Source organism: Nocardia sp. NPDC003345, assembly GCF_053589395.1.
The window spans coordinates 18,477-36,444 of the sequence record NZ_JBSFRU010000010.1 but is presented as its reverse complement, the minus strand read 5'-3'; the positions used below and the strand labels follow the sequence as shown (position 1 = coordinate 36,444).

19 protein-coding genes and 1 tRNA gene are annotated in these 17,968 nt (G+C 66.8%); 11 read left to right on the top strand and 9 right to left on the bottom strand.

Features of this window, described 5'->3' with window-relative positions:
• Positions 1-31: 31 nt before the first annotated feature.
• The 4 genes from ACWDU1_RS02575 to ACWDU1_RS02560 all read right to left on the bottom strand — a co-directional run bounded on the left by ACWDU1_RS02575 (position 32) and on the right by ACWDU1_RS02560 (position 2,337).
• A complete protein-coding gene (locus tag ACWDU1_RS02575) occupies positions 32-301 on the bottom strand; it encodes a hypothetical protein (protein WP_449995262.1) in 270 nt (89 codons plus the stop codon).
• Between the two features lie 204 nt (positions 302-505).
• A complete protein-coding gene (locus ACWDU1_RS02570; RefSeq protein ID WP_449995260.1) occupies positions 506-943 on the bottom strand; it encodes a DoxX family protein in 438 nt (145 codons plus the stop codon).
• A gap of 278 nt (positions 944-1,221) precedes the next feature.
• A complete protein-coding gene (locus tag ACWDU1_RS02565) occupies positions 1,222-1,944 on the bottom strand; it encodes a hypothetical protein (RefSeq protein ID WP_449995259.1) in 723 nt (240 codons plus the stop codon).
• Between the two features lie 6 nt (positions 1,945-1,950).
• Complete coding sequence (locus ACWDU1_RS02560) at positions 1,951-2,337, bottom strand: hypothetical protein (RefSeq protein ID WP_449995258.1); 387 nt, start codon at positions 2,335-2,337, stop codon at positions 1,951-1,953.
• A 494-nt stretch (positions 2,338-2,831) separates the two neighbouring features.
• On the opposite strand from ACWDU1_RS02560, the gene ACWDU1_RS02555 reads away from it, so the two are divergent.
• Positions 2,832-3,794 (top strand): DUF2332 domain-containing protein, encoded by a 963-nt coding sequence (locus ACWDU1_RS02555; protein WP_449995256.1) that lies wholly within the window; start codon positions 2,832-2,834, stop codon positions 3,792-3,794.
• A gap of 140 nt (positions 3,795-3,934) precedes the next feature.
• Here ACWDU1_RS02555 and ACWDU1_RS02550 read toward each other — a convergent pair whose 3' ends face one another.
• A complete protein-coding gene (locus ACWDU1_RS02550; protein ID WP_449995287.1) occupies positions 3,935-5,233 on the bottom strand; it encodes an acyltransferase family protein in 1,299 nt (432 codons plus the stop codon).
• 2 nt (positions 5,234-5,235) lie between these two features.
• Positions 5,236-6,096 (bottom strand): SGNH/GDSL hydrolase family protein, encoded by an 861-nt coding sequence (locus tag ACWDU1_RS02545; RefSeq protein ID WP_449995285.1) that lies wholly within the window; start codon positions 6,094-6,096, stop codon positions 5,236-5,238.
• A gap of 724 nt (positions 6,097-6,820) precedes the next feature.
• Here ACWDU1_RS02545 and ACWDU1_RS02540 point away from each other — a divergent pair.
• The gene (locus tag ACWDU1_RS02540) at positions 6,821-7,147 is read left to right on the top strand and encodes a DUF4288 domain-containing protein (protein WP_449995254.1); all 327 of its coding nucleotides are present in this window, start codon (positions 6,821-6,823) and stop codon (positions 7,145-7,147) included.
• 244 nt (positions 7,148-7,391) lie between these two features.
• On the opposite strand, the gene ACWDU1_RS02535 is transcribed toward ACWDU1_RS02540, so the two are convergent.
• Both ACWDU1_RS02535 and ACWDU1_RS02530 read right to left on the bottom strand, forming a co-directional pair.
• Positions 7,392-7,465 (bottom strand) — tRNA-Ile (locus ACWDU1_RS02535).
• 148 nt (positions 7,466-7,613) lie between these two features.
• Positions 7,614-7,937: a hypothetical protein gene (locus tag ACWDU1_RS02530; protein ID WP_449995252.1), complete on the bottom strand. Its 324-nt coding sequence runs from the start codon at positions 7,935-7,937 to the stop codon at positions 7,614-7,616.
• An 82-nt stretch (positions 7,938-8,019) separates the two neighbouring features.
• Here ACWDU1_RS02530 and ACWDU1_RS02525 point away from each other — a divergent pair, with 82 nt between their 5' ends.
• The 3 genes from ACWDU1_RS02525 (at position 8,020) to ACWDU1_RS02515 (ending at position 10,757) form a co-directional block, all read left to right on the top strand.
• Positions 8,020-8,469, top strand: coding sequence for a nitroreductase family deazaflavin-dependent oxidoreductase (locus tag ACWDU1_RS02525; protein WP_449995251.1), 450 nt, complete (start codon positions 8,020-8,022; stop codon positions 8,467-8,469).
• 977 nt (positions 8,470-9,446) lie between these two features.
• Positions 9,447-9,959 (top strand): hypothetical protein, encoded by a 513-nt coding sequence (locus ACWDU1_RS02520; RefSeq protein WP_449995249.1) that lies wholly within the window; start codon positions 9,447-9,449, stop codon positions 9,957-9,959.
• Positions 9,960-10,085: 126 nt separating this feature from the next.
• Positions 10,086-10,757: a VTT domain-containing protein gene (locus ACWDU1_RS02515; protein WP_449995283.1), complete on the top strand. Its 672-nt coding sequence runs from the start codon at positions 10,086-10,088 to the stop codon at positions 10,755-10,757.
• Between the two features lie 166 nt (positions 10,758-10,923).
• On the opposite strand, the gene ACWDU1_RS02510 is transcribed toward ACWDU1_RS02515, so the two are convergent.
• Positions 10,924-12,459, bottom strand: a complete 1,536-nt coding sequence (locus ACWDU1_RS02510) for an aldehyde dehydrogenase family protein (RefSeq protein ID WP_449995248.1) — start codon at positions 12,457-12,459, stop codon at positions 10,924-10,926.
• Positions 12,460-12,692: 233 nt separating this feature from the next.
• On the opposite strand from ACWDU1_RS02510, the gene ACWDU1_RS02505 reads away from it, so the two are divergent.
• The 6 genes from ACWDU1_RS02505 (at position 12,693) to ACWDU1_RS02480 (ending at position 17,892) form a co-directional block, all read left to right on the top strand.
• A complete protein-coding gene (locus ACWDU1_RS02505) occupies positions 12,693-13,154 on the top strand; it encodes a DNA-binding protein (RefSeq protein WP_449995246.1) in 462 nt (153 codons plus the stop codon).
• Positions 13,151-13,624 (top strand): Zn-ribbon domain-containing OB-fold protein, encoded by a 474-nt coding sequence (locus tag ACWDU1_RS02500; RefSeq protein ID WP_449995244.1) that lies wholly within the window; start codon positions 13,151-13,153, stop codon positions 13,622-13,624. The genes ACWDU1_RS02505 and ACWDU1_RS02500 overlap by 4 nt, the downstream gene beginning before the upstream one ends.
• Positions 13,617-14,687, top strand: a complete 1,071-nt coding sequence (locus ACWDU1_RS02495; RefSeq protein WP_449995242.1) for a lipid-transfer protein — start codon at positions 13,617-13,619, stop codon at positions 14,685-14,687. Before ACWDU1_RS02500 ends, ACWDU1_RS02495 begins: the two co-directional genes overlap by 8 nt.
• Entirely contained in the window at positions 14,684-15,838 is a 1,155-nt protein-coding gene (locus ACWDU1_RS02490; protein WP_449995240.1) for a thiolase domain-containing protein, read from the top strand. The genes ACWDU1_RS02495 and ACWDU1_RS02490 overlap by 4 nt, the downstream gene beginning before the upstream one ends.
• Positions 15,839-15,941: 103 nt before the next feature.
• On the top strand, positions 15,942-17,141 hold the full coding sequence (locus tag ACWDU1_RS02485) for a thiolase C-terminal domain-containing protein (protein ID WP_449995238.1): 1,200 nt from the start codon (positions 15,942-15,944) through the stop codon (positions 17,139-17,141).
• 10 nt (positions 17,142-17,151) lie between these two features.
• A complete protein-coding gene (locus ACWDU1_RS02480) occupies positions 17,152-17,892 on the top strand; it encodes a TetR/AcrR family transcriptional regulator (RefSeq protein ID WP_449995237.1) in 741 nt (246 codons plus the stop codon).
• Positions 17,893-17,968: the final 76 nt, after the last annotated feature.

Here is a 17,968-nt window from a genome sequence, read left to right as displayed (position 1 = left end):
GATTCAGCCGCAAGCCGCACTCCCCTCGTCTTCACCGATATCGAAGACCACCCCAGCGGGCCGCCGCTGAGAATTCCCGCGATTTCTTTCCCGTGTGTCCGGCGGAGCGCTCCGCTACGACGGCAACCTCACCGTCGCCATTCAAGGTCGCGGCTTCTCGTTCGCCCATATCGTCTTCCGCGAACCGCTGGGGTTTCGGCTGCTGGACGAGGCCGATCTCCTCGAGTACCGCAATACCTACAGCGAACACCGGGGCCAGCTGTGGGAGGTCGATCGAGGCGGCTGGCTGGTGCCGCACCACACTTCACCTCGCGCAACAGTTCCGCCTGGACCACGAGGTACGCCCGATACAGGCGCGGCCACCTGGCGCGGCGCCGCACAGAGGCGCCGCCGACCAGATGGCCGCGTGATCGGTTGCCGCCAACCCGACAGACAACCGATCCGGGAACGCGCGATCGGCGACCGGTGGATGAACCACCGGCCGCCGCTCGCACTCAGCGAATCGTCACCGCAACAACGCGTTACGCACATCGGTGACCGTGGCGCGACGCTCGTAGGCGATCCAGGCGAAGATCACTGCCAGCACCAGCGGGAAGATCGCCATCGCCGGCTCACCGGCGAGGAACGCCTGCGTTCCGGCAGCCAGAACCGTGAGCACCGACAGGCCCGCGGCGGCCAGGGCACTCAGGCGCGGCACCATCAGGGCGATACCGCCCGCGACCTCCACGATCCCGATGAAGATCAGGAGCGCGAAAGGAATGGTCAGATTTTCCGGCGCGTTCTCGGCCAGCGAGTTCGGCATCACCAGCTTGGGCCCGCCGGAGGCGATGATGAAGAACAGGCCGAGCAGGATCTGCAGGGTCCACAACACCCGGTTGCGAACCTGCCCCGGACGATGGGCGGTGGTGTCGGAGTAGCCGGCGGTGGGGTTGGCGGTGGTCATATCGGGTCCTTCGGGTCGGTCGCGCCGGGTTGGTAGCGCGTTCAACCGATGAGACGGCGCGTCATCCGAGTACTCATCGGTGCCCGCGAAAATGCCTTGCGCCTCGCGATCCAGCCACATCGCGGCCATCGGCACATCACGCCGGATGCTTCCGGGCGAGTTCGGCCGACCCGGCACGGATCACCGAACCGATCAGTTCATTCACACTGGTCTCGGGCTCCGCCATCACAGCCTCCTCCGGGGTACGCGGCAATGAGGATCTGTGTTCGCCTTCCCGGTCACGCCGCGACGCACCCGAGTACGAGATAGCAGATAGCGGCCGCAACGATCGTGACGTACTCGGAGTAGACGGCGGCGATCGCGACGCCTGCCCCGATCCCCAGCAGAGCAAGGCCTTCCATCCCGGTACCGGCGACTGCCATTACACGCGACACCTCGGAAACCGAGGTGCTTACCTGCAGAGTGCCGTACACCCCCGCCACGAGGAGTGTTCCGCTCAGCGCCGCGAGCAGCTCGAAGCCGATGACCAGCGGATAGATGATCGAGCGGAGATCCGCCGCCGCGACAAGGCAGCAGACAGCACCGGATGACAGCAGGCAGGAAACCACGATCAGCCGCCGCATGCCGAGCCTCGCCAGCACGCGATGAGCCGTCAGACCACCGGTGATGCCGCCCAGGGCTCCGAACGCGTAAAGCACTCCGACAAGGGCCGACGGCACATCGAGTTCATGGATCAGGTAGACGAGTGTCACCGGCGCGATCAGGCTGCCCACTACGCCCGATGTCCACAGCAGCGGGACAGGAGGCTGCCCGATGACCCGCCGTACGATCGCCGATACCGGAGTCTTCTCCGCTGCGGCCGTCTCGTGCGCGCTCACCTCATCGGCGTCGCCGGCCCGTCCGGATTCGAAGCGTCGCAATCGCCATATGACGGCGGCGGATACGAGGTTCAGCGCGGTATCGACCAGCAGGACCAGCGGAGCAGGCATCACCCGGGTCAACGCAGCTCAGGCGGATTGGCCGATGACGTCCGCCGCGCTGCCGATGCTGTTCAGTGTCCCGATGGCGCGGACCCGCTGCTCCGGCGCGGCCAACTGGTTGACCGTCGAGTGACCACAACTCGAAACCAGCGTTTTCGCCAGCACGATCACGATGACGCTTGCCAGCAGAGTCGGCATGTTCAGCACGCCGAGCACCCACAGCAGCGGAACGACACAGGCGCCGCCGGCGGACACGACCTGACCGAACGCGTGCAGGGTTATCTGGCGGCTCCGCGCATCGACCCAGGCCGAGAGCGGCACCCGGGTCGGGAGGCTGACCGCAATCGTTGTGGCTGTGACGGCGCCGACCGCAGTTGAACCGGCGTCCAGTGTGATGACGACAATCAGAGGCAAGATCGCCTCGGCGACCGCGCCTCCGGTGAGAGCGAGCGACCTGGAGGCGAAGTATCCCCCGAGCGGGGATCTCGTTCGCGGAGCCGCCGTCACCGGGGTGCACCCGGCGGAGCCACTGAGCAGCCCGCGTCCGGATTCCGGACGTCGAACGGCTCGTCGTAGCAGCGCCGCACCACGTCCATCCCCGTCGCGAAGCACGCGATATCTTCTACCGTTCCGCATCGAGGAACCCCCGGCCCCCGCGTAGCTCTACTCCCCGGCGACAGTAACTCGAGGCCCCCCGGACATCATCGCGTGCGGGAAGCAAGCGAGCGACCACGTCGGCGTCGTCGCCTCACGCTGGGTGAGGCCGCGTCGTTTACGAATGCTCTGGAGCCGTTTCCGAGGTCCATGGGTACAAGGCTGTGCCGAAGACGTTGCGATCCATCCCCACCCTGGTATTCAGCCTCATCGCGACTGTTCTGCGACCGGAGGATTCGTAGTAGGAATCGGCAATGGGAACCGCGCAGCGATACCGACGATTCGCCCAACTCGAGGCGCACGGGTCCTCCCCGACCTACGAACAACTCGCGCTGAGCATCGCCGACGACCACGAGATTCTGGCCCTCATCGACGAGCTTCCCGAGCACAAGCGTCAACCGAACCTCGTCCTGGGCGCGGTCCGTCACCTCGGCGGACCCGGTGGCTCGTACCCGGTCTTCCGGGATTGGATCTTCGACAACTGGTGCGCCGTGCGGCAGATCGTGCTCTCCCGATCCACCCAGACCAACGAAGCCGGCCGGGCCGCGGTGTTACTACCGGTACTCGGGCTGATCGACGGGCCGCTGTCTCTCATCGAGGTCGGCGCGTCCGCGGGATTGTGCCTCTACCCGGACCGCTACAGCTACCGCTACGACGAGCGACTTCGCGTGGACCCGGCCGAAGGGCCGTCCCCGGTGCTGTTGACCTGCGCCACCTCCGGAAATCCACCGATTCCCGACCGGCTACCCGCCATAGCTTCCCGCACCGGCGTCGATCTCGACCCGATCGATATCACCAATGACGACGATATGGCCTGGCTCGACAGTCTCGTCTGGCCCGAACACCACACTCGCCGCGCGCGACTGCACCAGGCCGCCGCAATCGCGCGCGACGATCGCCCGCGTCTTGTCCGCGGTGATCTCAATGCCGCAGTCACCGGCCTGGTACACCAACAATCCACGGACACCACCGTGGTCGTCTTCCACAGCGCTGTCCTCAACTACCTCGAGACAGACGCACGATCGACCTTCGAAGCCACCATCCGGATCCTGCCCTGCCACTGGATAGCCAACGAGGGGCCCACCGTACTCCCGGATATCACGCGAAAGCTCCCGATCACCGCCGACCGGGTCGCCGGCCGATTCGTCGTTTCTCTGAACGGCGAACCACTCGCATTGGCCGGAGCACACGGGCAGACTCTCGACTGGATCGGTTGATCGCCCGCCCTCGGCCCCGATTACGATGCATGGCAGCAGCTGTTCAATTGAAATCACTCTCGCATAGAGCATTCCAGCGAGATGGGCCGATGAACGGCCATCGGCACATCAACGCCGGATGCTCTCGGCCGACCAGGGATTCACAATTTCCTCTCCTTCACCGGAGTAGCACCGGCCGGGATATCGGAATTCCCCTCCCGGCCCGGCTTCTCCCGCTCCGCGGTGCGGCGACCGGCGAACCGGCGCATCAGCGGGTCGTCGATCCAGTGATAGATCGCCGCCGCCAGCACCGTGGACACGACCAGACTCAGTCCGGCGAACCCCAGCCAGCCCAGCAACCCGAATTGCTTTCCACCTATGAGGAATCTGGTGATCAACACCATTACCGGGAATTGAATGAGATAGAAGGCGAAGGATATGTTACCCAGCCAGACCATCCGCGGAGAGGCACTGAATCCTCGGATGCCCGCCCGGTCGCGTGCTGCCAGTGTGGCCACCAGAGCCGTCATCGGCGCGAGCAGCAGCGCCGACATCTTGTAGTTCGGCGGCACCACCCAGGTCGCCGCGTACGCGATCAGCAGCAGGAGCACCGGCGGCGCCAGCCGGGTGTTTCGCCAGCGGCCCTCCAGCACCAGTCGCGCCGCGAGCACCCCGAGGAAGAACTCGGGCAGCCGCGAGAGCGGGAAGTTGTAGCTGAGCCAATAGGACGGGGCCACCGGGATATCCGGCTGCGCGAACCAGATCGGATCGGCATGCAGTTCGAAGTACGGTGACGCCTCACCCGGTATCAGTCGCGGCGCGAAGGTGTTCGCGATCCCTTTGGGCCCGGGCACCCACAGGTAGAACGCGGTGTGCAGCAACAGGATCGCGATCAGCAACCCCGCCAGTGCCCACAGCACCTGATGCCCTTTGATTCGGCGCACCAGCGGCAGCAACAGAGGAAAGCTCAGATAGAACAGGATTTCCGCGGCGAGCGACCAGGACGGAACATTCAGTCCGCCGACCGTCGTCCATTTCGGCACCCAGGTGTGGATCAGCGCGAGGTTCGGTGCCCACACCACTGCCCGCGTCAACGGGACGCTCGCCACCAGGATGAATGCGGCGGCCGCGACCAAGTGGGTCGGGTAGATCTTCAGCACCCGGCGCCAATAGAAGCGCGGTACCGAACTCCCCGGCCGGAATGACCAATAGATGATGAAACCGGACAGGACGAAGAAGAAGGTCACTCCCGCGGCACCCAGCTGCATCGGCATCACTTGATGGATCTGCCGGAACAACTCCGATTTCTGGAACGGATACACCGGCAGAAACACCAGGGCATGCAGAACGAATACGGCGAACGCCGCCCACCATCGTGCCCCCGTCAGCGACGGCAGCGCCGGTCGCGCCGCCGCCGCATCGAGGAGTTCCGGCCCGGACCCGATCCGGGTCGGCGCCATTTTCACCGGAGGATCTGCTGGTACACGGCCTCGGCGGCCACCGCGTCACCGTGCGCCGAGGGATGGAACGGGATCCCGGCCGCGTCCGCGGCGGGATCGAAAAGACCGTTCAGCCATGGGTCCGGTGAGCACAACCCATGACCCGCGGTCACCGAGCGAAGATCGACGAACTCGAGGTTCAGCAGTTGTGCCGCTTCCCGTTGCGCGGTGTCGAGGCGGTCCAGGTATTCGGTCACCGCGCGGCCCCTCGGCTGTATGATCTGCCCGGCGCCGACCACGTTCACGCACACGTGCTCCTGCGCCGCGGGGAACAATTCCGGGTACCCGACGAGCATGATCCGCGCGTTCGGCGCGTGATAGCGCAGATAGGTGATCACCTCGAGGATGCGCTTGGCGTAGATCTGGCCGGTGACGTTCCGGTACTCGGGGAACCGTCCCTGGTCGGCGGCCTCCAGCCCGCATCCGTCGACGAAATTGAACACGCAGGACTGGAACGACGTCATCAACGACTCGAGATTGGTCCGGGACCAGACGTCGTTCATCCCGGTCTGAATGGCGATGACCTCGGTCTCCGGTCCGAACGCCTGCTGCTCGGCCGCCTCGGCCGCCTCGTGCACCAGCCACCAGCCCTGCCCCGAGGAGATCGTCGACCCGCTACAGGAGGCGTCCACGAAATCCGGTGAGCCCGCGAGCCCCATCCGCTCGCTCAGCCGAGTCGGCCACGAGGTGGCCGCGTGCAGGCACTCCTTGGTGTTCGAGAACAGCTTCGGGTAGTTCGCGGTGAACGAATCACCGAGCACCACCAGCGTCTTACCCGCGGGCAGGGTGCTCTCGGCCGGCGCCGCCGCGGCCGGCGAGTACATGGTGGTCACAGCGAGCGCTGCGGCCACTACGGCGCCGGCCACTACGGCGGGACACCGAAAGAGTTTGTGGATCAAGACTTTCCTGTCGCTCAGTAGCCGGCCTGGGGATCGAAATCGGGCAGGGTGAGCGTCGGCGCGGGTTGCGCGGGCGCCGGCTGCTCAGCCGGGGGTTGCGGGGCCGGAGGTTCCGGGGCCGGCGCCGCCACCGGAGGTTCGACGGCCGGAGCATCGGCAGCCGGCGGTACCGGCGCGGGTGAAGGCTCGGCGGCAGCGGGAGGAGCCGGTGCCGGGCTCGGCGGCATCGGGGTGGTCGACGCAACGCTCGAAGGGGCTGTCGTGCTGGTCGCGGTTACGCTGGAGGTCGTCTCGTGATTCTCATGCGATGCGGAGTCCTCCCCACACGCGCTTACGGCGAGAACCACTGCAGTGCACGTGAACATTGTCGCCAGGCGGCGTTTCATGAAATTCCCGATCTTGTCGGCTTTTCCGGCATCCTCGAACCCCGCCGTTCCGAGCGACGGAGTATCCGAGGACAGAATGGCAGGATCCTTCAAACCCGTTCCAGCCCTGACTTTCTTGGGCAAGGCCCGCGAAGGTGATACGGCCGAGGTCGCCGATGATCCGAATGTATCGGGGATCACACGAGGCCGCGCCGTCGACGGTGAAGGATCGAGCGCGGGATCGCGTAAATGACAGGATAAGAAGTCGAGGTAGGAGTTGCCTGGTGGCCAAGAGCCCGTACATCGCCATCACACTGTTCGAGTTCACCTCCGACGCTCCGGACCATGTGCCCTTGTACAGGGAGGATGTGACCCTTCTGTACGCAGATTCCGAAGCGCAAGCGCGCGAACTCGCCGAGGAGAACTTCCGGAGCGACGGAGAAACCTACACAAGCGCGGCCGGCTACAACGTCACCGTCACTCCTACCGCGGTGATCGACGTCGTGGCGGCACTGATCGACGACCTGTCCGAGGGCGGCGACCTGTATGCACGCCACTTCCGTGACTTCGAGGCCTACTCGAAGTGGGAGCCGATGCTCAACGACGACTGAGCTCCCGGCAACCACCTGATGGCTGGTCGTGGTATTCGGGTCGTGGAGACGCTCCCGGGCAGCCCACGACCCTCGTCGCGATGGACAACCGGCCGACTCGGTCCGGCGATCGCACTGCGATCACCTCAGGTGAGCGGTCCGGTCGCGGTCCACACCCGCGCCGCAATAATCCATTGGTCCAAGAGCGCTGTTCTAGATCGAAACCTCTCGCCCGTTTCATATAACACCAGGTGAGAGGGATTTGTGGGGCGGGTGGGGCTCGAACCCACGACCAATGGATTATGAGTCCACGGCTCTAACCGACTGAGCTACCGCCCCTCGTCGCGACCAGGGGTCGCAAGTGTCGGATGGTACCCGTTCGGTGAGAGGGTCGCCAATCTCCGGTGCCGGGGCAGGTGCGCAGTCGGCCCCGGGCGGAGTGTGGTGGGTCGGGGCGGTCGGCGGGTGGCCCACCGCCCCCGGACTCCTATCCCCGGCCGCAGACCCGGTTGAGTTCGGCGGTGTAGGGGCCGAGGTCGGTGATGTTGTCGTCTACCAGGGCGTTCGCGTAGCCGGTGATGACGGCTTTCTCCTCGCCCTGCGCGAGTAAGGCGAGGCCGTGGAGGCGGTCGGAGAGGGCGGTGGCCGTCGCCGCGTCCATGGTGCCGCCGCTCATATCGACCGCCGCGTTGACGAACTCGATGGCCCGGTCGCAGAGCGGGGATTGGGCCTGGGCGGGGGCGGCGGGGAGGAAGAGCAGTAGGGCCGCAGTGGCGGTGAGTGCGGTGGCGAACGACGTCGTCTCGAGCATGTGGCGTGAATCCCTCTCTGAACCCGGCCGCAGAATGATGCCACAATGCGTCGCGAAGGCTGTTGTCGGCGAAGGAGGGGTCGTGACCAAGTTGTTCGTGCGGGCGCTGCAGGCGCATCAGTGGGTGTACGAGAAGAGCGGCGGGCTGGTGGGGCACCGGCTGCTGTTCGGGAATCCGACGCTGCTGCTGCGGACCGTGGGACGGAAGACGGGGCTGGCGCGGACATCGGCGCTGACCTATGCGAAGGACGGCGCGGATTTTCTGGTGACCGCCTCGAACGGCGGGTCACCGCGGCCACCGGGGTGGCTGGCGAATGTGAAGGCGCGGCCGGAATGTGAGATCCAAGTGGGGCGGCGCGCGTTACCGGTTCGGGCCCGGGCGACTCTGCCCGATGATCCGGATTACGCGCGCCGCTGGGGGTTGGTGGACGCCGTGAACCAGGGCCGGTACAGCGAGTACCAGAAGAAGACGAAGCGTCCGATTGCGGTGGTGGTGTTGACTCCCGCGGATGCCGAGGGTCAGTCGGAGTAACTCTCCGAGCCGGCCCGCACCCGCTCTCTACGCGCCGTCAGATCCGCCGGTGGCCGGCTGGCGAGATGGACTACGGAGGCAACGAGAATCAGGATTGCGAGTACTACCAATGCGGTAACCACGCGCAGCACAGTAATGATCGGGGGTAGACGCCGCACCCGAGAACGGTCTATGGTGCGCGCCGGAGGTGCCCGATCGCTCTAGACCGTTTTGTCGGATATGACGGATTTAAGCCCTACGCCGCTTCGTGCCGAATAATTTGATACATCTCACGAATAGCCTTGTGAGAGTGTGAAATCACGCAGTTCCAGACGATATGGAATCGGTACCGATGTGGGACGCGCCAGAGGAGACAATGCTCTCACCCCAGGGAAGGAAATCCAATCGGGCGAGCGAAACTCTGTGCAGTCCCACAAAAGGTTTCGCGTACTCCGCACCGAATATTACACGCAACTTGGAGTTACATCCAAAGCCGCACGTAATGGCCTCGCGGGGGCTCTCTTTCGCCGTCGGCGGGGATCGAGCCGCACACTAGGAAGAACTCCCACCGCCGCAACTACTCCCCCCGCCACCACAGCTGCTGCTGCTTCCACCGCCGCAACTGCTCCCGCCACCACAACTGCTTCCCCCGCCGCAGCCGCCGCTCCCGCCACTCGATCCGGAATCGCCGTACTCCCAGGGCACGGAACCGCTGTCGCCGGTCCGATGATGGGTACCGCTATAGGTTCCGGCGGTGAAGGTCCCGCCGGGCAGCCGCGGCGCTCGGTTGGTGACCGCCTTGACGATCGCGTAGATGATTCCCGCCACCACCCCGATGCACAGGGCCCCGAATACGAAAAGCACGAACAAGCCCAGCAGAAGTTCCATTTCCCAACGGTATCGGGGAATTCGCCTCCGGGCAGGTGAAGCCGGGATCGATCACACCCGGGCCGCCGGTCCGGAAACGGCCGGAAACGACCCAGGGCGATAATGGCGAGGTGTTCACGTTCACCGCATCCCGTCGCCGTCGTGGTATCGACCTCGCCGCGGTCGAACGCGCGGTCGGCGAACTCGAACTCCCCGACGCGGTATTCAAGACCTGCCCCTGGCGGCCCCGCGCACTCGTCGAGACCGGGCTGCGGCAATGGTTGCGCTGCTGCGGTCCGGCGCTGGCCGACGATCAGGTGATCGGGATGCCGTCGCATGCCGTGGACGAGGCCTGGCACGGGTTCATCCTGTGCACGCGGCGGTACGCGGATTTCTGCGAGCGCGCCTATGGGCGGTTCCTGCACCATTACCCGGACGGCGCGGACGAACCGGCGGCCGGGACGGGCGATATGGGGAGCCAACTCGGCCGGACGGTGGTGGCGTGGTCGCTGGTCGCCGGGCCGGACGAGGAATGCGTGCTCTGGGATCTGGACTCGCGGCTGGGCATCGACCGGCCCTGGGGTATTCCGGCGGAACGGGTAGCTTTGATAGAGGAGTCGATGCGCCGGGCCGGTACGGCCTGATCGGCTACCGGTTCGCTACATATTCACTAATCGGGCAATCCGGAAACATCGCCCAGGGCGGCCTGCGGTATCTTCGGCGGGGTGAGTTACTCAGCCGCCGCAGCGGCCACCACCGAACTTGCCCTGATGCCGGGATTCCTGGACCCGGTCAATCTGCTCAATTCGTTCGGCACCTGGGTCCTACTGGGTCTGCTGCTCGTGGTGTTCATCGAGTCGGGTCTGCTGTTCCCGCTTCTTCCGGGCGACTCGCTGCTCTTCACCGCCGGACTCATCGCCGCGTCCAAATCGGCAGAAATCGAACCGTTCGCACCCATCGGGGTGCTGCTGGTCCTGATACCCATCGCGGCGATCCTGGGCGACCAAGTCGGATACTTCATCGGCGCCCGGGGCGGGACAGCGCTGTTCAAGAGCGACGACGCGAAGATATTCAAGAAGTCCTATATCGACGAATCGCACGCGTTCTTCGAGAAACACGGACCCATCACCATCGTGCTGGCCCGGTTCGTGCCCATCGTGCGCACCTACGCGCCGCTCGTCGCGGGCGCGGCGAATATGAGGTACTCGGTATTCCTCACCTACAACGTGGTCGGCGGTATCGCGTGGGGTGCGGGCGTCACCATGCTCGGCTATCTACTCGGGCAGATCGCGATCGTGCGCGACAACGTCGATCTGATCTTCCTGCTGATCGTGTTCGTCTCGGTGCTGCCGATCGTCTGGGAGGTCTTCAAGCGGTACCGCTCGGGTCGCAAGAGCCCGGCGGCCGACAGCGAGGACGAACCGGCCGACCACCCGGCGTAGGCCGGTTGCCACGGCCCGCGTCATCGCGGGCCGCCCCGGCGCCGGGCACGCGGTTCCCGGGGACGAACCCGGGCGGCGCATCGACTCGGTCGGCGACACGAACGGAAACAGCACTGTGGCCCGGTGGAGACCGGGCCACAGTGCTGTGCGGGGTGTCGCGCGGAGCTCAGCGCACCAGGCGGCGCAGGATCTTGTTACCGAACAGGGTGCCGATGGTCTTCTCCAGCGTGGCGGCGGTGGCCTCGCTGTAGGGGTACCAGATGTTCTCCTTCTTCAGGCCCCACCGATCCAGCAGCACGGGTTGCGGGTGGGTGAACCCGCGCAGGGCGTCGCGGCCGTTCACCAGGCCCATCCCGCTGTCCTTGCGGCCGCCGAAGGGGGCCTCGGCCACGCCGTAGATCACCGAGGCGTCGTTCTGCACCACCGAACCGGTCTTGAGCTGCTTGGCCAGCCGCAGGACCTTGTCCTTGTCCTTGGTGAACACACTGCCGCTGAGCCCGTACTGGCAGTCGTTGGCCATGCGCACGGCCTCTTCCTCGTCCTTCACGCGCATGATCGAGACGATCGGGCCGAAGGTCTCCTCCTGCATGATGTCCATATCGTGGGTGACGTCCACGACCACCGTCGGTTTGAAGAACACACCCTCGGCGGTATCGGATTCACCGCCCAGCAGGATGGTGGCACCTTTGGAGCGGGCGTCCTCGACATGCTTCTCGACGATCTCGAGCTGGCGGTCCCAGAACAGTGGGCCGACATCTTTGCCGGAGGGGCCGTAGGTCACCTCGGCGGCGCGTTTGCGGACCTCCTCGATGAACTTGTCGGCGATGCTGTCCACGACGTAGATGCGCTCGACACCAACGCACACCTGCCCGGTGTTGAACATGGACAGGTACACCGCGCCCAGCGAGGCCCGGTCCAGGTCGGCATCGGCGCAGACGATCATCGCGTCCTTACCGCCCAGCTCGAGGGTGCACGGGATGAGGCGCTGCGCGCACGCGGCGGCGATCTTCTTGCCGGTGCCGACGCTGCCGGTGAAGGAGATCTTGTCGATATCGCCGTTGACCAGGGCCGCGCCGGTTTCGCCGTCACCGTGCACGACCTGCAGGACGTCCTCGGGAACCCCGGCCTCGTGCAGCACCTTGACCGCCCACTCACCCGAATGCGGGGTGACCTCGGACGGTTTGAGCACCACCGAGTTGCCGGCCAGCAGGGCCTGGGCGATCGGATTCAGCGAGAGGATGAACGGGCCGTTCCAGGGCGTGATGACACCGACGACGCCGAGCGGCTGATAGTTGATGACCAGCTTCTTCAGCGGCAGCATATAGCCGTGCAGGCGGCGCTTCTCGTCGGCCAGATCCTTGGGCGCCCGACCGCTCCAGTAGTTCAGGAAATCGCAGGCCGGCACCATCTCCACGGCCAGCGCCTCGACCCGGGGTTTACCGGTTTCCTGCATCACCGTCTCGACGATCTCGTCGCGGCGGGTCAGCAGTACCGAGACCGCGTTGCGGATGATCGCGGCACGCTCGGCGACCGGGCGCGCGGCCCAGCCGGGCTGCGCGGCACGCGCCGTGGCCAGGGCCGCCGCCACATCGTCGGCCGTGCTCACCTCGATCTCGCCGACGCGTTCGCGGGTAGCGGGGCTGCGCAGCTCGAGCCGGCGACGTCCGTCGGCGGTCGGCTCCAGCTGTTCAACGATGGCCATGGTGAACTCTCCTCACCGAGGAATTGGAACAGGTTCTACTTTAATTCGGAGCTTACGTCATGGTCGCGAGCCGCGCACCGAGGATCGCCCAGGCGCTCGGCGCGCTTCCGCTATCGACGGGCCAACCGAACTATCAACTGATTCAATCAAGTGATTGACACAGGCGGGTGGCGGGGGTCACTATCGAGGCGCGGTCCGGTTCCCGGACCGTGTCACCCGTCGGCAGGAGAGGCATGTCAGCCGAATCCCCGGACGCGAGTCTCACCGCGCCCTACACCATCGAATTCCCGTACAACCGAACCGTCGGCGAGAAGATCGGCACCTTCCTGGGCGGTCTGCGCGACGGCGAACTCTACGGCGTGCGCACCGGTTCGGGCGCGGTGTTGTGCCCGGTGCTGGAATTCGATCCGGCCACCGGCGCCCACACCGGCGACTTGGTGCGCCTGGCGCCCGCCGGCACCGTCACGCACTGGACCTGGGTCCCCACCCGTCCCGGCGACGACATCGATGCCGACCACTACGCCTGGGCCCTGATCACCATCGACGGCGCCGAGTGCGGTTTCTTCCACGCCGTGGATACCGGCGGCGACCCGGCCCGCCTCACCGCCAGCCTGCGGGTACAGCCCCGCTGGCGCGCGGAACGGGTGGGCAGTATCCGCGATATCGTCTGCTTCGAACCGGCGGAGGCGTCATGAGCACCCTGCCCACTCCGGTGGAATCGTTCACCAGCCCGCACAAGGTGGATTACACCTTCGTCGCCGGCACCGGACGGTCGACCTTCCTGCGCGGACTCGCGCACCGCACCCTGCTGGCCCGCCGCTGCGGCACCTGCGACCGGGTGTATCTGCCGGCGCCGGAGTTCTGCTCCCGCTGCCTGAACGAACTGTCCGAACCGTTCGAACTCGGCGGCACCGGCGTGGTGAAAACCTTCTGCGTGGTGAACTTCCCGTTCCCCGGCCAGATGATCGACCCGCCCTACTTGGTGGCCTATATCCAGGTCGACGGCGCCGACACCACCCTCATGCACCTGATCCGCGAGACCGAACCGGGCGAGGTCCATATCGGTATGCGGGTGGAACCGGTGTGGTGCGCCGACTCCGATCTCGACACTTCCATGAACAGCATCCGCTACTACCGGCCGATCGCAGGAGGAACCGATGCGTGATATCGCGGTGGTGGCATTCGCCCAGTCACCGGGAACAGCGGCCGATCGCGACGACGATATGGCCGAGATCCTGCTGCCCGTGATGCGGGAAGCGCTCGCGGAAGCCGGAATCGACCGCACCGAGGTCGATTTCTGGGCGTCGGGCAGCCACGATTTCCACGAAGGCCGCACCTTCGCCTATATCGAATCGCTGGACGCGGTGGGCGCCTGGCCGCCCATCTCGGAATCGCATGTGGAGATGGACGCCGCGTGGGCCGCCTACGAGGCGTGGTCGTGGCTGCAACTCGGCGAGGGCGAGATCGCGGTGGTGTACGGGATCGGGCGCGGTTCGCTGGCCGCGGATCTGGACCAGGTCACCGCGACCCAGCTCGACCCCTACTATCTGGCGCCGCTGCGGCCGCATCAGGACGCGATCGCCGCCCTGCAGGCGCAGGCCCTGATCGCGGCCGGGGCGCTGGAGGAGAAGCAGATGGCCGAAGTGGTCGCCCGGGCGCGGTCGGGTGCGGTCGGTAACCCGGCGGCGCAGGTCTCCGGGGCGGTGACGGTGGACGAACTACTGGCCGCGCCGTATCTCGCTTCGCCGCTGCGGGAACACGATCGCGGTCCCATCGGCGACGCCGCGGCCGTGATCGTGCTGGCCGCCGGTGATACCGCCCGGCGGCTGGCCGAACGCCCGGCCTGGGTGCGCGGCGCCGATCACCGGATGGATTCGCACTATCCGGGCACCCGCGATCTCACCCGGGTCGATACCGTGACCGTCGCCGCCGAGAAGGCCGCGCGGCAGGCCGGTTTCGGCGCGAGCGAGGTCGGGATCGCCGAACTGCATACCGAGTACAGCTATCAGGAACCCCTGCTGAGCGGGGCGCTCGGCCTCTCCGGTGCCGAGATCAACCCCGACGGCGGCCCGCTGGTCGCCCGCCCCACCACCGCGACCGGGCTGATCCGGATCGGTACGGCGGCGCGGCACATCCTGACCGGTCGCGCGGACCGCACCCTGGCGCATGCCACCAACGGGCCCGCGCTCCAGCAGAACATGATCTGCCTTATGGAGGGAGACCGGTGAAACTCGCGGTCGTCGGAATCGGACAGAGCAAACAGGCCAAGAAACGCAAGGTCACCATCGGCGCGATGGTGCGCGAGGCCGTGGACGAGGCGATGGCGGACGCCGAACTGGAGTTCGGCGATATCGACGCGATCGTGCTGTCGAAAACCCCGGACCTGTTCGACGGGGTGATGAACCCGGAGCTGTACCTCGCCGACGCGATGGGCGCGCGCGGCCTCCCGGTGACCCGGGTGTTCACCGGCGGCAGCGTCGGCGGGCACGCCGCCATCTACGGTGCGCATCTGGTGCAGGCGGGGCTGGCGCGCCGGGTGCTGGTGGTCGCGTATTCCAAGGAATCCGAAGGGGATTTCACCTGGGCGCTCTCACGCGGGCTGCCGTTCAGCGCCCAGCTCGGCGCGGGCGCGGGCGCGCATTTCGCGCCGGTGATCCGTGAATACATCCGCCGCTCCGAGGCGCCCGAGCACATCGGGTGGCAGATCGCGGTGAATCACCGGCTGAACGCGACCCGTAATCCCTACGCGCATATCCAGCTTCCGGATATCACCGTGGATCAGGTGCGGGAATCGCGGATGCTGTGGGACCCGATCCGGTTCCTGGAATCGTGCCCCTCCTCGGACGGGTCGTGCGCGGTGGTGATCACCGGCGAGGACGACGCGCACCACACCGGCCGCCCGCCCGCGTGGATCCACGGGATGGCCTGGCGCACCGAGACCGGGCATTTCGCCGGACGCGACGAGGTGAACCCGGAAGCCGGACGGCAGTGCGCGGCCGAGGCGTACCGGCAGGCCGGTATCACCGATCCGGTCCGCGAGATCGATACCGCCGAGCTGTACATCCCCTACAGCTGGTTCGAGCCGATCTGGCTGGAGAACGTGGGTCTGGCCGAGGTGGGCGCGGGCTGGAAGCTGGTGGATGCCGGCAGTACGGCATTCGGCGGCACGCTGCCGATCAACCCGTCCGGCGGGGTGCTCTCCGGAAACCCCACGGGCGCGACGGGTCTGCTGCGGTTCGCGGAGGCGGCGATGCAGGTGCGCGGTACCGCGGGCGAACACCAGGTACCCGACGCCCGGCGCGCTATCGGGCACGCCATGGGTGGCGCGGCCCAGTTCCACGCGCTCTGGGTGGTCGGCTCCGAACCGCCGGCCTCCTGACCGCACCGATGATCGCCGATACGGCAGCCGGCCGGGCAGCGACGATGCCCGGCGAACACCACAACGCGGGATACACGGCCCGCACCGGACGAGGAGAAAACAGATGACCGAGCGGGTGTACGTCGCCGGTGTCGGCATGACGAAGTTCGAGAAGATCCAGTCGCGGGACTGGACCTATCCGCAGATGGTCGCCGAGGCGGTCGGCCAGGCGCTCACCGATGCCGGAGTGCGCTACGACCAGGTACAGCGCGCCGCCGTCGGCTACGTTTTCCAGCCGTCCACGGCGGGGCAGCGGGCGCTCTACGATATCGGCCTCACCGGTATCCCGATGGTGAACGTGAACAACAACTGCGCCACCGGATCGACCGCGCTGGTCCTCGCGCGCGAATGGGTGCAGGCCGGGCTGGCCGATATCGTGCTCGCGGTCGGGTTCGAGCAGATGACCAAACAGGCGATGTCCGGTGACGGCACCGTCCCGAAGGTCACCACGGTCGATTGGCATATGGACGCCCTGAAGGCCGCCGCCGGTTTCAGCGCCGCCCCGATGACCGCCCAGTTCTTCGGTGCCGCGGCCAACGAGCATATGAAGAAATACGGGACCACCCGCGAACAGCTCGCCCAGGTGGCGGTGAAGAACCACGAACACTCCACCCGCAACCCGAAGGCCCAGTTCCAGGATGCCTACACCCTCGACCAGGTACTCGACGACAAGCCGGTCTCCGATCCGCTGACCCGCTCCCAGTGCTCCCCCATGTCCGACGGGGCGGGCGCGGCGGTGCTGGTGAGCGAACGGTATGTCCGCGAACACGGACTCGACCGCGCGGTGCCGATCCTGGCCCAGGAGCTGGTCACCGATACCGGCGCCTCGTTCGAATCCGGTTCCATGATCGACGTGGTGGGTGCGCCGATGGCGCGGATCGCCGGACAGCGGGTGCTCGAGACCGCCGGGGTGGGGATCGAGGATATCGATGTGCTCGAACTGCACGACTGCTTCTCGATCAACGAACTGCTCACCTGCGAGGCGCTCGGCCTGTGCGGCGAGGGCGAATCCGGCCCGCTGGTCGAATCGGGTGCCACCACCTACGGCGGGCAGTGGGTGGTGAACCCGTCGGGTGGCCTGATCTCCAAGGGGCATCCGCTGGGCGCGACCGGTCTGGCGCAGTGCACGGAACTGGTCACTCAGGTGCGCGGGGCGGCGGGTGAGCGTCAGGTGGACGGCGCGCGGCTGGGTCTGGCCCATAACCTCGGCCTCGGCGGGGCCTGCGTGGTGACCCTGTACGGCGCTCCGGGCGCGGTCTCCTAGAGTTCCGGTCATGACGAGAAGCCGGGTGCGGACCGGGCGGGTGGCACACCCGCCCGCCGCATCCCCGCGCCGGGGTCCGGCCGGAGCCGGCGGCGAGGCGGGCAGCCCGGACCCCGGCCACGGGCCCTCGTCCGAGGCCGATCTCCCCACCGATCAGCGGCTGATCCTGGCCGCCGAACGGCTTTTCGCCGAACGCGGTATCGACGCGGTCTCGCTGCGTTCGGTGATGGCGGAAGCCGGGGCCAACGTCGCCTCGGTCCACTACCACTTCGGTTCCAAGGATGCCCTGGTCGAGGCGCTCATCAGCCGGCGCAGCGAACAATTGCACACCCGGCGGGCCGAACTGCTCGATGCCGTCGAGGCGGCCGGCACGCCCGGCGCCCGCGCGCTGGCCGATGCCTTCGTCCGCCCGGTCGGTGAACTCGCGGCGGCGGGCGGCACCCCGTGGATCCGCTTGGTCGCGGGGATCATGAGCGGTAACCATCCGGCGCTCGCGCGGCTCACCGAGGGCTTCGCCCCGCAGGCCCTGCGGTTCAAAACCCTGCTGGAACAGACCGCGCCCGGCGCGAGTTCCCGCACCATCCGCTTTCGCCTCACCCAGGCGATGAACCTGACCTTCCAAACCCTCGGCGACCCGGACGGTTTGCGGGGCATGCTGGCGCTCAGCGGGACCCGGCTCTCCCCGGACGAACTGCTCACCGAACTCATCGACACCGTCACCGCCATTCTCACCGGCCCCCCGGACCGGTAATCCGACAGACCTGTGCGGGCGGCCGCCCGCACTCGTTACCACCTGCTCATAACGGGGAATCTCACGGTTCACCGGA

Excerpts from the sequence above, each read along its gene's own strand:
- ACWDU1_RS02510 (WP_449995248.1), bottom strand. The coding sequence starts at position 12,459 with ATGGCCATCGTTGAACAGCTGGAGCCGACCGCCGACGGACGTCGCCGG.
- ACWDU1_RS02500 (WP_449995244.1), top strand. The coding sequence starts at position 13,151 with ATGAGCACCCTGCCCACTCCGGTGGAATCGTTCACCAGCCCGCACAAG.
- ACWDU1_RS02570 (WP_449995260.1), bottom strand. The coding sequence starts at position 943 with ATGACCACCGCCAACCCCACCGCCGGCTACTCCGACACCACCGCCCAT.
- ACWDU1_RS02485 (WP_449995238.1), top strand. The coding sequence starts at position 15,942 with ATGACCGAGCGGGTGTACGTCGCCGGTGTCGGCATGACGAAGTTCGAG.
- ACWDU1_RS02495 (WP_449995242.1), top strand. The coding sequence starts at position 13,617 with ATGCGTGATATCGCGGTGGTGGCATTCGCCCAGTCACCGGGAACAGCG.
- ACWDU1_RS02505 (WP_449995246.1), top strand. The coding sequence starts at position 12,693 with ATGTCAGCCGAATCCCCGGACGCGAGTCTCACCGCGCCCTACACCATC.
- ACWDU1_RS02530 (WP_449995252.1), bottom strand. The coding sequence starts at position 7,937 with ATGCTCGAGACGACGTCGTTCGCCACCGCACTCACCGCCACTGCGGCC.
- ACWDU1_RS02555 (WP_449995256.1), top strand. The coding sequence starts at position 2,832 with ATGGGAACCGCGCAGCGATACCGACGATTCGCCCAACTCGAGGCGCAC.
- ACWDU1_RS02545 (WP_449995285.1), bottom strand. The coding sequence starts at position 6,096 with ATGTACTCGCCGGCCGCGGCGGCGCCGGCCGAGAGCACCCTGCCCGCG.
- ACWDU1_RS02550 (WP_449995287.1), bottom strand. The coding sequence starts at position 5,233 with ATGGCGCCGACCCGGATCGGGTCCGGGCCGGAACTCCTCGATGCGGCG.
- ACWDU1_RS02480 (WP_449995237.1), top strand. The coding sequence starts at position 17,152 with ATGACGAGAAGCCGGGTGCGGACCGGGCGGGTGGCACACCCGCCCGCC.
- ACWDU1_RS02515 (WP_449995283.1), top strand. The coding sequence starts at position 10,086 with ATGCCGGGATTCCTGGACCCGGTCAATCTGCTCAATTCGTTCGGCACC.